Origin of the sequence: Mesorhizobium sp. M0663 (assembly GCF_040320585.1) — a bacterium.
Lineage (GTDB): Bacteria > Pseudomonadota > Alphaproteobacteria > Rhizobiales > Rhizobiaceae > Mesorhizobium.
In genome coordinates, this window is record NZ_JAMYPX010000006.1 from 216,867 (window position 1) to 231,742 (window position 14,876).

At 61.6% G+C, this 14,876-nt stretch carries 16 protein-coding genes and 2 tRNA genes; 9 read left to right on the top strand and 9 right to left on the bottom strand.

Features of this window, described 5'->3' with window-relative positions:
* Nucleotides 1–5: 5 nt before the first annotated feature.
* A complete protein-coding gene (locus NKI54_RS14925) occupies nucleotides 6–290 on the top strand; it encodes a hypothetical protein (protein WP_352636528.1) in 285 nt (94 codons plus the stop codon).
* Nucleotides 291–781: 491 nt separating this feature from the next.
* Here the strand turns inward: NKI54_RS14925 and NKI54_RS14930 are convergent, their stop codons facing one another.
* Complete coding sequence (locus NKI54_RS14930; protein ID WP_352636529.1) at nucleotides 782–1,810, bottom strand: GlxA family transcriptional regulator; 1,029 nt, start codon at nucleotides 1,808–1,810, stop codon at nucleotides 782–784.
* A gap of 130 nt (nucleotides 1,811–1,940) precedes the next feature.
* On the opposite strand from NKI54_RS14930, the gene NKI54_RS14935 reads away from it, so the two are divergent.
* A complete protein-coding gene (locus tag NKI54_RS14935; protein ID WP_352594421.1) occupies nucleotides 1,941–2,768 on the top strand; it encodes an alpha/beta fold hydrolase in 828 nt (275 codons plus the stop codon).
* A gap of 124 nt (nucleotides 2,769–2,892) precedes the next feature.
* Here the strand turns inward: NKI54_RS14935 and NKI54_RS14940 are convergent.
* Nucleotides 2,893–2,969 (bottom strand) — tRNA-Pro (locus NKI54_RS14940).
* A gap of 160 nt (nucleotides 2,970–3,129) precedes the next feature.
* On the opposite strand from NKI54_RS14940, the gene NKI54_RS14945 reads away from it, so the two are divergent.
* From NKI54_RS14945 to NKI54_RS14955, 3 genes are all read left to right on the top strand, one after another.
* On the top strand, nucleotides 3,130–3,435 hold the full coding sequence (locus NKI54_RS14945) for an ETC complex I subunit (protein ID WP_023677641.1): 306 nt from the start codon (nucleotides 3,130–3,132) through the stop codon (nucleotides 3,433–3,435).
* A gap of 50 nt (nucleotides 3,436–3,485) precedes the next feature.
* Nucleotides 3,486–3,562, top strand: a tRNA-Arg gene (locus NKI54_RS14950).
* Nucleotides 3,563–3,621: 59 nt separating this feature from the next.
* Nucleotides 3,622–4,842: an anion transporter gene (locus NKI54_RS14955; RefSeq protein ID WP_352569726.1), complete on the top strand. Its 1,221-nt coding sequence runs from the start codon at nucleotides 3,622–3,624 to the stop codon at nucleotides 4,840–4,842.
* Nucleotides 4,843–4,948: 106 nt separating this feature from the next.
* On the opposite strand, the gene NKI54_RS14960 is transcribed toward NKI54_RS14955, so the two are convergent.
* From NKI54_RS14960 to NKI54_RS14975, 4 genes are all read right to left on the bottom strand, one after another.
* Entirely contained in the window at nucleotides 4,949–5,260 is a 312-nt protein-coding gene (locus NKI54_RS14960) for a cupredoxin domain-containing protein (RefSeq protein ID WP_352636615.1), read from the bottom strand.
* A gap of 14 nt (nucleotides 5,261–5,274) precedes the next feature.
* Nucleotides 5,275–5,799, bottom strand: coding sequence for a DUF4142 domain-containing protein (locus tag NKI54_RS14965; protein WP_023677638.1), 525 nt, complete (start codon nucleotides 5,797–5,799; stop codon nucleotides 5,275–5,277).
* Nucleotides 5,800–5,903: 104 nt separating this feature from the next.
* The gene (locus tag NKI54_RS14970; RefSeq protein ID WP_352636530.1) at nucleotides 5,904–6,575 is read right to left on the bottom strand and encodes an RNA polymerase sigma factor; all 672 of its coding nucleotides are present in this window, start codon (nucleotides 6,573–6,575) and stop codon (nucleotides 5,904–5,906) included.
* A 253-nt stretch (nucleotides 6,576–6,828) separates the two neighbouring features.
* The gene (locus NKI54_RS14975; protein ID WP_352636531.1) at nucleotides 6,829–7,998 is read right to left on the bottom strand and encodes a cystathionine beta-lyase; all 1,170 of its coding nucleotides are present in this window, start codon (nucleotides 7,996–7,998) and stop codon (nucleotides 6,829–6,831) included.
* A gap of 427 nt (nucleotides 7,999–8,425) precedes the next feature.
* On the opposite strand from NKI54_RS14975, the gene NKI54_RS14980 reads away from it, so the two are divergent.
* The 4 genes from NKI54_RS14980 (at nucleotide 8,426) to NKI54_RS14995 (ending at nucleotide 12,687) form a co-directional block, all read left to right on the top strand.
* On the top strand, nucleotides 8,426–9,454 hold the full coding sequence (locus tag NKI54_RS14980) for an amino acid ABC transporter substrate-binding protein (RefSeq protein WP_023677635.1): 1,029 nt from the start codon (nucleotides 8,426–8,428) through the stop codon (nucleotides 9,452–9,454).
* 63 nt (nucleotides 9,455–9,517) lie between these two features.
* Nucleotides 9,518–10,705, top strand: coding sequence for an amino acid ABC transporter permease (locus NKI54_RS14985; protein WP_352691815.1), 1,188 nt, complete (start codon nucleotides 9,518–9,520; stop codon nucleotides 10,703–10,705).
* A gap of 4 nt (nucleotides 10,706–10,709) precedes the next feature.
* Nucleotides 10,710–11,867, top strand: coding sequence for an amino acid ABC transporter permease (locus NKI54_RS14990; RefSeq protein ID WP_023677633.1), 1,158 nt, complete (start codon nucleotides 10,710–10,712; stop codon nucleotides 11,865–11,867).
* Between the two features lie 70 nt (nucleotides 11,868–11,937).
* Nucleotides 11,938–12,687 carry an amino acid ABC transporter ATP-binding protein gene (locus NKI54_RS14995; RefSeq protein WP_031212005.1) on the top strand — a complete coding sequence of 250 codons (750 nt, stop codon included), beginning with the start codon at nucleotides 11,938–11,940 and terminating at the stop codon, nucleotides 12,685–12,687.
* A 162-nt stretch (nucleotides 12,688–12,849) separates the two neighbouring features.
* Here the strand turns inward: NKI54_RS14995 and NKI54_RS15000 are convergent, their stop codons facing one another.
* Genes NKI54_RS15000 through NKI54_RS15010 form a run of 3 tightly spaced genes read right to left on the bottom strand, consistent with a single transcriptional unit; the run spans nucleotide 12,850 to nucleotide 14,876 of the window.
* Nucleotides 12,850–13,563 (bottom strand): HoxN/HupN/NixA family nickel/cobalt transporter, encoded by a 714-nt coding sequence (locus NKI54_RS15000; protein WP_352569732.1) that lies wholly within the window; start codon nucleotides 13,561–13,563, stop codon nucleotides 12,850–12,852.
* Nucleotides 13,564–13,593: 30 nt separating this feature from the next.
* Entirely contained in the window at nucleotides 13,594–14,616 is a 1,023-nt protein-coding gene (locus NKI54_RS15005; RefSeq protein WP_502894598.1) for a cation diffusion facilitator family transporter, read from the bottom strand.
* Nucleotides 14,613–14,876 carry a metal-sensing transcriptional repressor gene (locus tag NKI54_RS15010; RefSeq protein ID WP_023719742.1) on the bottom strand — a complete coding sequence of 88 codons (264 nt, stop codon included), beginning with the start codon at nucleotides 14,874–14,876 and terminating at the stop codon, nucleotides 14,613–14,615. The genes NKI54_RS15005 and NKI54_RS15010 overlap by 4 nt, the downstream gene beginning before the upstream one ends.

The following is a 14,876-nucleotide window of genomic DNA, read 5'->3' on the forward strand; positions in this document are numbered from 1 at the left end:
ACAAAATGACGTCTGAATTCAGTGCATACGACATCATTGATCCGTTTCTGATGTCGTGGGCAAATCGGCACGGAATACGGGTCGCCACTAAATATCGCGACGACGATGTCCGTTCTATCTGGGTTTACGACAAGAATGGCAATCGTCGTGCTCAGTTGTGGCTCAATTTGCCTGACGTCAACGGCAACGTAACCATTGTGGCGTCGGTGCTGGATCCTAAAAGCGCTACACAAATGGGGTGGCAGAGAGGAACGCCACGCGTCTCCCGAAATGCTGCAAGCCGCCCTTGAAGAACTACGGCCAATGGTTTTTGGCTGGGCCGGGGAAGGTGCATATACCTAGTTCTTACCTCGGCCGGTGTCTCATTTCGGGAAACAAACCTGGCATCTGTCTTGCACCTGACAGCTTGCCGGCTAATCCCGGTCCTGATTGCGTATCAAATCAGGTAGTAGGCTCGCCGGGAGATGGGTGGTTGGGGTTCTCTTCCCGGCGAGCTTGCCATATGCGGCGATCCGACCAGTCGCCTTGAAGTGTGATTTTCTCGCCAGCTGATAGCGATATTCTCAACGCTGTCGGTCTTGCCTGGAAATGATATCGGCGACGTATTTTGATCGAGAGCCGTCCCACCCGCAGGCCGTGCATCGGCCGCTTTCGAAATTATGTTCGCAGTTTGGATATCCATAGAGCAGAGATGCGCATTCGGCACATAGACTGGCCATTGCGCTGCTGTCGGAAAAATATGTGCTGCCGCACTCATCGCAGGTCGCGATTGGTCGGTCCGTCATTGCTCTAGCCTCGCTACCGTTTCAGACCGATCGTCTCCCCCAAGCGCCGCTCGTTCCACGCCAAACCGCCGGCGATAGTCGCCGGGCACCAATCCGGTTATCCTGGCGAATACTTTGCGGAACGAGCCGGGATCGTCATAGCCGACCTCCCAGGCGATCTGGTCGATCGCTCGTATCGTGGTTTCCAGCATCTCGCGCGCCTTGCCGACGCGCAGGTGCTGGCAATATTCGGTCGGCTTGAGGCCGGTGGCGTTGCGGAACCTGCGCAGAAAAGTCCGCTCCTCCAGCCCGGCGTGATCGGCCATGGCGCCAAGCGTCACATCGCGCGCGCCGTTCGCCTGCAGCCAGTGCTGCACCTTGAGAATCGCTTCGTCGCCGTGGGTCAGCCGCGGCGCAAACGGACTGTAAAAACGTTGCTCGCGGCCCGGCGGGTCGATCAGCATGAAACGCGCCGTGTCCATCATCACGGCTGACCCGAGCACCCGGTCCACCAGCTTCAGGCCGAGGTCGGTCCAGGCCATGTAGCCGCCCGCGGTGATGATGTCGCTATCGTCAATGACCAGCCTGTCGGCGTCGAGCAGGATGTCGGGAAAGCGTAGCGCCAGCGCGTCGCGATAGGCCCAGTGCGTCGTCGCCGCGCGACCGGACAACAGGCCGGTCTCGGCAAGCACGAAGGCGCCGGCGCAGACCGAGCCGAGGGTCGCGCCTGCCGCATGACGGTCCCTGAGCCAGCCGGCATAGGGCGCGGCTGCTTCCCGAGCGATCGGATCTCCCAAGGTCGGCGGGAGGATAACCATGGCTGGTTCATTGTCGGCGCCGGGGTCGCTGTCGAAGGTGCGGACTACGGTGTGGCCCGCGTCCTCCAATTGCCAATGACTGACGCGAAGCCTCAACGCGTCCGGCGACCGCTCGACAGCCAGCCGGTTTGCCAGCATGAAAAGATCGGTCAGGCCGAGCACGGCTGCTTCCTGCACGCCGGGATACAAGACAAGGCCGATTTCGATCAGATCACGCGCAGCCGTCATTTGTCAGTTTTGCCACGTTGAATGTCCGTTTTGCCAATGCTCACCCTGGCCGCACTGTTATAATTTGTCCAGCTGAAGGGGGCTAAAAGCTTCCCTGTTACCCCCAACTTTTCCATCAAGGAGTAGGACGATGAGCACATTCACCACCCATGACGGCACCGAGATTTTCTACAAGGATTGGGGCAAGGGCCAGCCGATCGTGTTCCATCACGGCTGGCCGCTGAGCTCAGACGACTGGGACAACCAGATGCTGTTCTTCCTCGAAAAGGGCTACCGCGTCATCGCACATGACCGCCGCGGCCACGGCCGCTCGTCGCAGACCGCGACCGGCAATGAGATGGACACCTACGCCGCCGACGTTGCGGCGCTGGCGGCGCATCTCGATCTCAGGGATGCGATCCACATCGGCCATTCGACCGGTGGCGGCGAGGTGGCCCGTTACGTCGCGCTTTATGGCGGTGGCGGCCGCGTTGCCAAGGCGGTACTGATCGGCGCCGTGCCGCCGATCATGGTCAAGACCGACAGCAATCCGGGTGGCCTGCCGATCGAGGTCTTCGACGGCTTTCGCGCCGCTTTGGTCGCCAACCGCGCCCAGTTCTACAGGGATGTGCCGGCCGGCCCGTTTTACGGTTTCAATCGCGAGGGCGCCAAGGTCTCGCCAGGGGCTATCGACAATTGGTGGCGCCAGGGCATGATGGGCGGCGCCAAGGCCCATTACGACTGCATCGAGGCCTTTTCCGAGACCGACTTCACCGACGATCTCAAGAAGATTGACGTGCCCGTCCTGATCATGCATGGCGACGACGACCAGATCGTGCCGATCGCCGATTCTGCGCTGCTTGCGGCCAAGCTGGTGAAGCACGGCACGCTCAAGGTCTACAAGGGCCTGCCGCACGGCATGTGCACCACGCATCCGGAGATCATCAATCCGGATCTGCTGGCCTTCATCCAGGGCTGACGGCTTGCATATCGGACGGGCAGCGCGGGCTCGTGCTGTCCGTCCGTCGCTTAAACATGACCGGCGACGGGAGACACACTCGAGCGTGATCCGCTTGCCCTGCCGACGAGATTTGCTTGATGAATGGTCGGAGTGGAGAGATTCGAACTCCCGACCCTCTGGTCCCAAACCAGATGCGCTACCAGGCTGCGCTACACTCCGAACGGTCTGTTGCCTAGTGATTTCGGCCCGCCAAAGCAAGCGTAAAAAGCCATCGGCCTTGCTGCCGACGGCATTGCGCAGTAATGACGGGCTAGTGCATGGCCAGAGAACAGTAATGTGGTCTCGGGGTCGTGTGCTTGCAACCAGCAATGAGGTGGTCATGTCAGCCCGCATTTTCAGCCCAGCCAAAACCGCGATGCAGTCCGGCAAGGCCAAGACCGGCTATTGGGTGCTGGAATTCGATCCGGAGCAGCGCAAGAAGATCGATCCGCTGATGGGCTACACCACGTCCGGCGACATGCGAAGCCAGATCAGGCTGACCTTCGACACCAGGGAAGAGGCGGTGGCCTATGCCGAGAAGGAAGGGCTCGCTTTTCGCGTCGAGGAGCCGAAGGAAATCAAGCGCCGCCAGATTTCCTATGCGGAGAATTTCCGCTATGACCGCAGGACGCCCTGGACGCATTGATCCCATACCGGCCCTCCCGGCACAATTCGCCGGTCATCCGGCCGGCCAGCGGTCCCGTAGCTCAGCTGGATAGAGCACCGGCCTTCTAAGCCGATGGTCACAGGTTCGAATCCTGTCGGGATCGCCAATATTTTCAGTGTCCATTCCGGACAGGTTCACTCGCCAGTCGCACAGGATTTCCAAGACATGACAGCGATGGGCGCGGCGGCACTGCTGATCCTTGTCCTGACCTATGCCGGCGTCGCAATCGGCAGGATACCCGGGCTGCGCCTTGACCGGGCAGGGATCGCGCTGCTCGGCGGTGCGGCGATGATCGCCATCGGCGCGCTCGACATGGAGGACGCCTACCGCGCCATCAGCTTCGACACCATCACGCTTCTGCTCGGCATGATGATCGTCGTGGCGCATCTGAAAGTGTCGGGTGCCTTTCGCGCGCTCGGCGGGTTCGCCATCGAGCATGCCCATGCGCCGTTCATGCTGCTGGTGATGGTGACGCTGTTGACCGGCGTCCTGTCGGCGTTCCTGGTCAACGACGCCATCTGCCTGGTCATGGCGCCGATCGTCGTCCATGTCACCCGCGTCATCAACCGCAACCCGGTTCCCTATCTGATCGCCACCGCCACGGCCTCGAATTGCGGCAGCGTCGCCACCATCACCGGCAATCCGCAGAACATGGTCATCGGCGCGCTGTCGGGGATTTCCTATCCGGCCTTCTCGGCGGCGCTGGCGCCGGTCGCGGCGTTCGGCCTCGTCGCCGTCATCGTCATCATCCGCATCGTCTACCGCGCCGAATTTTCGCGCAAGGCCGAGCTCAGCCCCGAAGTCTATCGCGGCCGCATGCTGCCGGGGCAGGTGGTGAAGGCGGTGGTCGTCTGTGTCGGTTTGGCGATCGCCTTCTTCGCCGGCGTTCCCGTTGCCAAGGCAGCGCTGATCGGCGGCGCCATTCTTCTTTTGACCCGCGCCATCAAACCTGAGCGCATCTATCGCGAGATCGATGGGCCGCTGCTGTTCATGTTCGCCGGGCTGTTCATCGTCGTCGCCGGGGCGGAGAAGACGCTGCTGACGCCCGACATCGTCGCCTCGGCAAAGGACCTCGGGCTGAATGACGTCTGGCGGCTGTCCGGCTTCACCGCAGTGCTGTCCAACATCATGAGCAATGTCCCGGCCGTGCTGGCGCTGAAGCCGTTCGTGCCCGGACTGGAAAACCCCGAGCGGGCCTGGCTGGTCGTCGCCATGAGCTCGACGCTGGCCGGCAATTTCACGCTGCTCGGCTCGGTCGCCAATCTGATCGTTGCCGAGCACGCGCGGGTCTCCGGCAAACCGCTGGGCTTCATCGCCTTCTTCAAGGTCGGCCTGCCGTTGACGCTGGTCACGCTTCTTGTGGGGACGGCATGGCTGGCGGCCTAAAGCGCGTCGCATTCGACCGGCCTCATGCGGCGCGCTTTAGGCTCTTTTTTATGCATGTCGTTATCGCAAAACCGCTGCACACTTTTGCGCGGCATGCATCAGCCAGTCAGGGCGATGTCACCGTCAGATGGCCCCTCATGTTGGGATGGAAGCGGCAGAAATAATCGACCGATTCCGCCTTCTTCACCGTCAGGCTCGCCGCCTTCTTCGGCGGGATCATCACTTCCCAACCGCCGTTGACGGTTGCCGTGTGGGCGAACACGTCCTTGTTCACCCACCTGATCGTGTCGCCGACCTTCGCCTCGATCTTTGCCGGCGAAAACACAAGCTTCTCGATCGTCACCTCGATGGTTTCGGCCTTGGCCGGCGCGGCACCCATGGCCAATGCCAGCGCAACCCACAGATGCCGCCTCGACATCATCGGCCCAATCCTCACTTCAGCATGCCGGCGACGTGTTCGGCGTGCTGTTCGTGGCCCTGGAATATTTTCAGGCCGGTTTCCAGCAGGCTCTTCAACTCGGCATTGCTGGCCGACGGAATCAGCAGTGTTTCGAGCGCGCCATTGACCTGCTTGTGGTAGGCCACTTCGCTGGCGACATAGGCCTTGTCGAACGCCGCGCCCTTGAGCTTGGCAAGCTTGGCACGTTCCTCGGCCGCCGCCTTGGTCAGCGCCTTGCTGGTCGGATTGTCCTCAGGCGTGACCTTGAGCTTCTTGACCAGGTCGAGAGCCTGTTTGTTGACCGCCTCGTGATCTCGCACCATGTCCTTGGCGAAATCCACGACCTCCTTGTTCTTCGATTTCTTCAGCGCCTGCTTGGCCGCCTCGACGTCAAGCACGCCCGCTGTGTAGGCGATATGTGCGATCTGCGGATCGGTCGGTTTGTCGGCAGCTTGCGACAAGGGCGCTGCGCTAAGCAGGAAAACTGCGGCCAGTGCCGTGGTCGATCGAATAAACATGATGCTCTCCTTCGCCCCGACGCGGAACTGCATCGGGCTTCGTTTTCAGTGATGCTCATTGGATGCAGGTCGCCGCCAAACGTTCCCGCGAAAATCGGCGCGGCCTATCCGCAAAGACCAAGCCGCTGCATCACGGCATTGGTCAGACGTTCGCAGCGCCGGCCCGCGAAGGGAAAGGCGTCGAGCAGCACCGGGCCGATCTGGTCGTCCAGCGCCTTGCGCACCAGCGCGCGGGCGCGGTGCAGCCGGGTCTTGATGGTTTCTGGTCGCACGCCAAGCAGTTCGGCGGTTTCCTCGATGCTCAATCCCTCGATGACACGCGCCACGAACACCATCCGGTAGACATCGGGAAGACTGTCGGTTGCCCGTTCGACAAGCTCAAGGATCTGCCGTTGCGCCATCGTCCGCTCCGGATCGTCGCTCGGGTTAAGGGGAAACCGGATGATTTCGGCTTGCGGGTTTTCAGGCATCGCTACCATTCGCCGCCTTTTGCGCAAGCGGCCGAGCGCTTCGTTGATGACGATACGCGATAGCCACGTGGCGAGCGAGGCATCGCCGCGAAAGGCCTCGAGATGGGCAAAGGCGCTGACATAGGCCTCCTGGACGATGTCCTCGGCCTCGCTGTCGTTACGCACGACGCCTCGGGCGATGCGGTAGAGCCTTTGGTTGTGCGTCTTGATGATGCTGCGGAATGCATCGCCATCACGTGCCAGCGCGCGGCCGACAAGCTGCATGTCGCCGGAAGCGGCGGGCGTTGCCGTCAACGCAGCAGGCATGGCCGATCTCCTGATAGGCTTCTCATCGCGACATTGGATGCATCGGCCGACAAAAGGTTCCCGACCGATCCCGCCGGCCAGCCTCAATCCGTGGCAAGGACTGGCAGAGGCTATTCTACCGCCTTCACCACACCGCCGCCTCTATTTTGTAGAGCCGTATCATCGGCCGATCGGTCGCCATGATATCGCTCAGGATCGCAATTTTTCCAGGCTGTTACGCCGATTTTCTGACTCAGTGTGAAAAGGTGCTGGCTCAGGCCTCAGCGGCCGCCGCCAGCCCGCGCGCCAGGTCGGCCTTCATATCCCCTACATCCTCGAGCCCGATCTGCAGGCGCACCAGCGGCCCGTCATACGGGCCCTTGGCGATGGTGCGGTCGCCAAGGAATACCGGCACGGCAAGGCTCTCATAGCCGCCCCAGGAATAGCCGAGGCCGAAAAACTTCAACGCGTCGAGGAAGGCGTGCTGCTGCTTCTGTCCGCCGCCCGCGAGAACGATCGAGAAGATGCCGCTCGATCCGCAAAAATCGCGCTTCCACATGGCGTGGTCGGGATGACTGGGCAGCCCCGGATGCAGCACCTGCGCTACGCCCGGCTGACCCTCCAGCCAGCCGGCGAGGGAAAGCGCGCTCTTTTGATGATGCTCCAGCCGCACGCCCATAGTGCGCAGGCCGCGCAGCACCTGGTAGACGTCGTCAGGCCCGGCGCAGCAGCCCATCGTGTTGAACGTCTCGAAAAGCTGCTTCCAGCAGTCCGCATTGGCCGACACCGTGCCGAGCAGCACGTCGGAATGGCCGGCCGGGTATTTCGTCGCCGCGTGGATCGAGATGTCGACGCCATGGTCGAGGGGGCGAAAGTAGAGCGGCGTCGCCCAGGTGTTGTCCATCATGACAATGGCGCCGGCGGCATGCGCTGCCTTGGCGATGGCCGGTATGTCCTGCACCTCGAAAGTGTTGGAGGCCGGCGATTCGGTGAACACCACCTTGGTGTTGGGCTTGATCAGCGCCGCGATGCCGGCGCCGATGCGCGGTTCGTAATACTCGACCTCGATGCCCAGCCGCTTCAGCATCGTGTCGGCGAAGTTGCGGGTCGGATGATAAACGGAATCGACGATCAGCAGATGATCGCCGGCCGACAGGAAGGCGAGCAGCGGCAGCGTCACCGCCGCCAGGCCGGACGGTACCGCGACCGTGCCTGCCGAACCTTCCAGCGCATCGATCGCGCTGTTCAGCGCATCGGTGGTCGGCGTGCCGCGCGTGCCGTAGGTGTATCTCTGGCTGCGTGAAGCCATCGCCGCCGCATTGGGATAGAGCACGGTCGAGGCATGCACCACCGGCGGATTGACGAAGCCGAAATAGTCATGCGGGTTGTTGCCGGAATGGGCGAGCCGCGTGTTGATGCCCATCTCGCTGCCGTCTTTTGCCATTGCTTTTTATCCCATGAGTAGGTCGTTAGCCATAGTGCGGCGGCATTGGCCGCGCAACCGCACCGCACGCGCCAGGCCAAGGTCTTGAATATGCCAATTCAGCAACGAGCCGTGGATCCGCGGGAAGGCTGCCAAGTGCGCTTGGCAACTCACGGTCGGACTTTGCCGGCTTTATTGGCGCGCTGACCAATTTGCGAGCGCGTTTGTCTGCAATTTCAGGCATTTCAGGCGGTTGGTTTTCAAAGTCTTTCGGATTTGGTCATTTCCCTTGACCTCACAGGAATAATCGCCTTCGATGTTGTTCGTGAATGGGAGGCAGCGCGTCGGTGACGATGCGGGATTCCGGTAACGGGCCGGGATACTTAGCTGCGTTCACACGGGAAAAAGTCAGGTTCGCCTGGAAAAAACAGAAAAGGGTCTGTGGGTCATGAAACACATTGCAATCGGCCTTTTGGGCGCCGCCGCGTTTGGCTTCGCGGCTTCGGCCGCATCGGCGAGCACGCTCGACGATGTCAAGGCGAAAGGCTTCATCCAGTGCGGCACCAATACGGGTCTTGCTGGCTTCGCGGCGCCTGACGACAAGGGTGAATGGAAAGGCATCGATGTGGATTTCTGCCGCGCCGTGGCGGCCGCCGTCTTCGGCGATGGCACCAAAGTCAAGTTCACGCCGCTCAGCGCCAAGGAGCGGTTCACCGCGCTGCAGTCGGGCGAGGTCGACATCCTGTCGCGCAACACCACCTGGACCATCAACCGCGATACGGCGCTTGGCCTGAACTTCGTCGGCGTCACCTATTATGACGGTCAGGGCTTCATGATCAACGCCAAGAAGCTTCCGGGCGTGAATTCGGCACTGCAGCTTTCGGGCGCGGCGGTGTGTGTGCAGAGCGGCACCACGACCGAGCTCAACCTTGCCGACTATTTCAAGTCGAACAAGATGGAGTACAACCCCGTCGTTTTCGAAAAGCTGGATGAGGTCAACGCCGCATATGACGCCGGCCGCTGCGACGTCTACACCACCGACCAGTCGGGTCTCTACGGCATTCGCCTGACGCTCAGCTCGCCGGCCGACCACGTCGTGTTGCCCGAGATCATCTCCAAGGAGCCGCTTGGGCCGGCCGTGCGCCAGGGTGACGACCAGTGGTACCACATCGTCAAGTGGACCTATTTCGCGCTGCTCAACGCCGAGGAACTGGGCATCACCCAGGCCAATGTCGACGAGATGAAGAACTCGGACAATCCCGAGATCAAGCGCGTGCTCGGCCAGGAAGCCGACACCAAGATCGGCACCGATCTAGGCGTCTCCAACGACTGGGTCGTCAACATCGTCAAGGCCGTCGGCAATTACGGCGAGATGTTCGAACGCAATGTCGGCTCCGGCAGCCCGCTGAAGATCGCCCGCGGCATCAACGCGCTGTGGACCAAGGGTGGCCTGCAGTACGCTCCGCCGATCCGCTGATCGAAAATGGATCCGGAAGGCAGATCGTCTGCCTTCCGGTCTCTCTTTCCAGGGGACTGTCGAATGGCATCGCAGGAAGTTCTTCGCGAGGAGCCAAGCCGCGGTTCCTTCATCAATGATCCGCGCGTCCGCGGCATATTCTTTCAAGCACTGGTCCTCGTCCTGCTGGTAGCTGGTGTCTGGTGGGTTACCCACAACGTCATCGCCAATTTGACGCGGCTGCACATCGCTTCCGGCTTCGGCTTTCTTAAGGGCCGCGCCGGCTTCGACATCAGCGAAAGCGCCATCGCTTATTCATCGGATTCGACCTATTTCCGTGCCATCCTGGTTGGCTTTATCAACACCGTGATCGTTGCCGTCGTCGGCATCATCACCGCCACCATCATCGGTTTCATCGTCGGCATCGGCCGGCTGTCGCATAACTGGCTGATCAGGAAGATCTGCACCGTTTATGTCGAAGTGTTCCGCAACATCCCGCCGCTGCTGGTCATCTTCTTCTGGTATTCCGGCGTGCTCGCCGTGCTGCCGCCGCCGCGCGAGAGCATCAATCTGCCGTTCGGCTCCTTTCTCAACCAGCGCGGCTTCTATTTTCCCCGCGCTATATGGGGCGAGGGCTCCTGGCTGATCCTGGTCGCACTGCTCCTCGGCATCGCCATGGCCTGGTTCGTCGCCCGCAAGGCGCGGCAGCGGCAGATGGCGACGGGACAGCCATTCCCGGTGTTCTGGACATCCATGGCGTTGATCGTCGGCCTGCCGCTGCTGGCCTACGCGCTGAGCGGCTTTCCGCTGAGCTTTGAATTTCCAAAGCAGTCGACCTTCAATCTCGTCGGTGGCTTTCAGGTCAGGCCCGAGTTCCTGTCACTCTATCTGGCGTTGTCCTGCTATACGGCCGCCTTTATCGCCGAGATCGTGCGCGCCGGCATCAGCGGCGTCAGCGCAGGCCAGACCGAGGCGGCCGCGGCACTCGGGCTGCGCTCGGGATCGATCCTCAGGCTTGTCGTCGTGCCGCAGGCGATGCGCATCGTTATTCCGCCGCTGACCAGCCAGTATCTCAACCTGACCAAGAATTCCTCGCTCGCCATCGCCATCGGCTATCCGGACCTGACGGCGACGGCCGGCACGGTCTTGAATCAGACCGGGCAGGCAGTCGAAGGCGTGGTGATCATGATGGCGGTGTACCTGGCGCTCAGCCTGATCACGTCGGCGATCATGAACGTCGTCAATGCCAGGATGGCGCTGGTGGAGAGGTAGGGCCATGCAAGAGCACGATATGTCCTGGGTGCGGACGGAGATGGCGCTGGCGCAGCCGGCGCCGTCGAGCGAGCGCGGCCTCACCGCCTGGGTCCGCAAGAATCTGATCGCATCGACCGGCGACGCCATCCTGACCATCATCGGCATCGTGCTGGTTGCCATGATCCTGCCGCAGATCGTCAATTGGGCTTTCATCAACGCCCAGTGGACGGGACCGGACCGCACGGTCTGCGCCACCGTGGCGCAGGGCGGCATCCAGTCGGACGGCTGGACCGGCGCCTGCTGGGCTTTCGTCAACGCCAAGTTCGGCCAGTTCATGTTCGGCCGCTATCCCCTGGAAGAGCGTTGGCGCCCGATCCTGGTGGCCATCCTGTTCGTGGCGCTGCTGGTGCCGCTGCTCATTCCGCGCGTACCGCGCAAGGGGCTGAATGCCATTCTTCTCTTTTTTGCACTGCCGGTCGTCGCCTTCGTTCTGCTGATCGGCGGCATGTTCGGCCTGCCCTATGTCGAAACCCCGCTCTGGGGTGGACTGCTGGTGACACTCAGCCTGTCCTTTGTCGGCATAGCTGTGTCGCTGCCGGTCGGCATCGTGCTGGCGCTCGGCCGGCGCTCGAACATGCCGATCGTCAAGCTGCTGTGCGTGATCTTCATCGAGACGGTACGCGGCATCCCGCTGATTACGGTGCTGTTCTTTGCCAGCGTGATGCTGCCGCTGTTCCTGCCGGCCGGCGTCAGCTTCGACAAGTTCCTGCGCGCGCTGATCGGCGTGTCGCTGTTTGCCGCCGCCTACATGGCCGAAGTGGTGCGCGGCGGCCTGCAGGCGATCCCCAAAGGCCAGTATGAGGGCGCCGATTCGCTCGGCCTCAGCTACTGGCAGAAGATGGGTCTGGTCGTCATGCCGCAGGCGCTGAAGCTGGTCATTCCCGGCATCGTCAACACCTTCATCGGCATGTTCAAGGACACCAGCCTGGTCATCGTCATCTCGATGTTCGACCTCCTCGGCATCGTCAAGCAGAACTTCTCCGACGCCAATTGGGCGACGCCGCAGACGGCCAGATCCGGCCTGGTCTTCGCGGCCTTCATCTTCTGGCTGTTCTGCTTCGGCATGTCGCGCTATTCAATGTACACGGAACGCCGTCTCGACACCGGCCACAAACGCTAAAAAAGGGGACCTTGTCATGGCCATAGAAAACGCCGTCAGCGCGGAAGAGATCAAGGTCAATGCCGCCAAGATGCATATTTCCACCACCGATGTCGCCATCGACATCATCGCCATGCACAAATGGTACGGCGAATTCCATGTGCTGAAGGACATCAATCTAAAGGTGATGCGCGGCGAGCGCATCGTCATCTGCGGCCCGTCGGGCTCCGGCAAATCGACGATGATCCGCTGCATCAACCGACTGGAGGAACACCAGAAGGGCAAGATTATAGTCGACGGCAAGGAACTGACCAACGATCTGAAGAAGATCGACGAGGTGCGCCGCGAGGTCGGCATGGTGTTCCAGCACTTCAACCTGTTCCCGCATCTGACCATTCTGGAAAATTGCACGCTGGCGCCGATCTGGGTGCGCAAGATGCCGCGGAAACAGGCCGAGGAAATCGCCATGCATTTCCTCAAGCGCGTCAAGATCCCGGAACAGGCCAACAAATATCCCGGCCAGCTTTCCGGCGGCCAGCAACAGCGCGTGGCGATCGCCCGCTCGCTGTGCATGAACCCGCGTATCATGCTGTTCGATGAGCCGACCTCGGCTCTCGACCCGGAAATGATCAAGGAAGTGCTAGAGACGATGGTCGGGCTGGCCGAGGAAGGCATGACCATGCTCTGCGTCACCCACGAAATGGGCTTTGCGCGCAAAGTCGCCAACCGGGTGATCTTTATGGATCAGGGTCAGATCGTCGAGCAGAACACGCCGGCCGAGTTCTTCGACCACCCGCGCCATGAGCGCACGAAGCTGTTCCTGTCGCAGATCCTGCACTGATCCTGTACGCCGGTTCGGGACAAGACCGGCGGACCGGGCTCTCTGTCTTGCTGGCTTCGCGCGTATTCGACGAGCGCTGACCGTGCGCCCGGCGTCGCCTAGGCTCGTTCCAGCCGGTGCACCGGCCAGGACGCCATGCAATGGCTGGGGCCAAATTTTCTCTCAAGCTGAGGTGATCTGCCAGACAGCGACGCCGGCAAGGGCGAGACCGGCGGCGCCCTCGATGGCCCGGGAGATGGTTTCGAACAGCCGTGGCTGGCGCGCGAAAAACTGTACAAGCCGTTCCCGAAACACGATCGACAACACGGCGACGCAGGACAGCGTCAGCGCCACGCCGACCATCATGGTGATGGCAAACAGGACGCCCGCTGCCGGAACACCCCTGGACATCGCGAAAGTCATCGCGAAAAGCGTAAGCGGACATGGGATCAGGCCTGCCATGACGCCGACAGCCTCGCCCTCGTGCCTGTGGTGATGGCTGTGGCTCAAAGCGCGCCAGAGCATCCAGACGCCAATGAGGCCGAGCAGCCCGCGACTGATGTGCTCCAGAAGCGGAGCGCGGCCGACGCTGCCCAATGCTATTGAGACCAGTGGCAGCGAGAGAGCCGCAATCAGAACGGCAATCGTCACATGCGTGAACGATAGCGTGATAGATACGAGCAGACCACGCGAGACCTTCGCATCCGAACCGGCAAGATAAGTCGCCAGGACGGCCTTGCTGTGCCCCGGCGTCAGCGCATGGGCAGCCCCGAACACGACGCCCATCGGCAGGAAGGCCACGAACGCCAGCCAATTGCCTCCGGCCGCAAGCAGCTTGATCTGTTCGCCGAGCGTCAGATAGATCGTGCGCTGAAATTCGACGAGCGTCTGGAACATCGGACGAGACTAGCAGAAAATCGGCGAGCGTCAGTGCATGTGGCCGTGGTCATGCGTGTGCTCGTGAGGATGGTCGTTCTCTCCACGTTCCGTTGAAAACCGCACATTCGCCTCAGCCAGGGCCGGCATATGCTGGGATAGTTCGTCCTTCAGCGCTGCGGCGATCTTGTTCGCCGCCGACAGCGGCAGGGTTCCGTCCGCGGCAATTGCGATGTCGGCGTGCAATCTATGACCGATCCAGCGCGCCTTGGCATCGACAATGCGCGCGCCCGGAACATGCTCGGCGGCATGTCGGATTTCGTCCATCACACCGGGTTCGATTCCATCCAGCATGCGGGTCAGCACCGAGCGGGCCGATTGCCAGACGATACCGAAGATCGCAATCGTGATCAGCAGACCGACGATCGGATCGGCCAAGGAAAAGCCGAACCAAACGCCGATGGCTCCGATGACCACGGCAAGGCTGGTAAGTCCATCTGTGCGGGCGTGGTAGCCGTCGGCAATCAGTGCCGCGCTGTTGATTTCGCGACCGACGCGGATACGGAACACGGCAACCGCCTCGTTGCCGAGGAAGCCGACAATACCCGCCGCAGTCAGCCAGCCCAGGTGTGTCACCACTTGTGGATTGATCAGCCTGTCGATGGCTTGGTAGGCAGCGACTACAGCGCTGAACAGGATGATGAGCACGATGATGATGCCGGCCAGATCCTCGACCCGGCCCAAGCCATAGGTGAAGATCCGCGACGGCTTGCGCCGCGCCAGCACGAACGCAATCCATAGCGGGATCGCCGTGGTCGCATCGCCGATGTTATGGATCGTATCGGCCAGCAATGCCACGCTCCCCGACAACGCAACCACGACCATCTGCAATGCCGCGGTGATGGCCAGGATCACGAACGACCATTTGATTGCCCAGATGCCCCGGTCGGTGGTGGCAATTGTCGCGTCGATGACGCCATGGCTGTGACCGTGCGGACCGTGACCGCCGTGATGATGTGCGGCGTGCGAGCCGAGCCCGAGCCATTCCAGAATGGGGGCTACGATGGAATTCATAGATATTTCGCCAGCTGCTTGAGTTCCGCCAGCGAGTTGCCGCCGGTTTCGACGCTGTCCGTCAGGCAATGCTCGATGTGATCGTTGATCAGCTCGCGCTTGGCGCTGCTGATGGCCCTTTCGACGGCATGAAGCTGCTGCGCCAGGTCAACGCAAGGGCGATGCGCCTCGATCATCGCCAGCACCGCCGCAAGGTGGCCTTGCGCGCGCTTCAGGCGCTTTATGATGGAAGGATGCGAGGCGTGGAGGTGATCTGACAT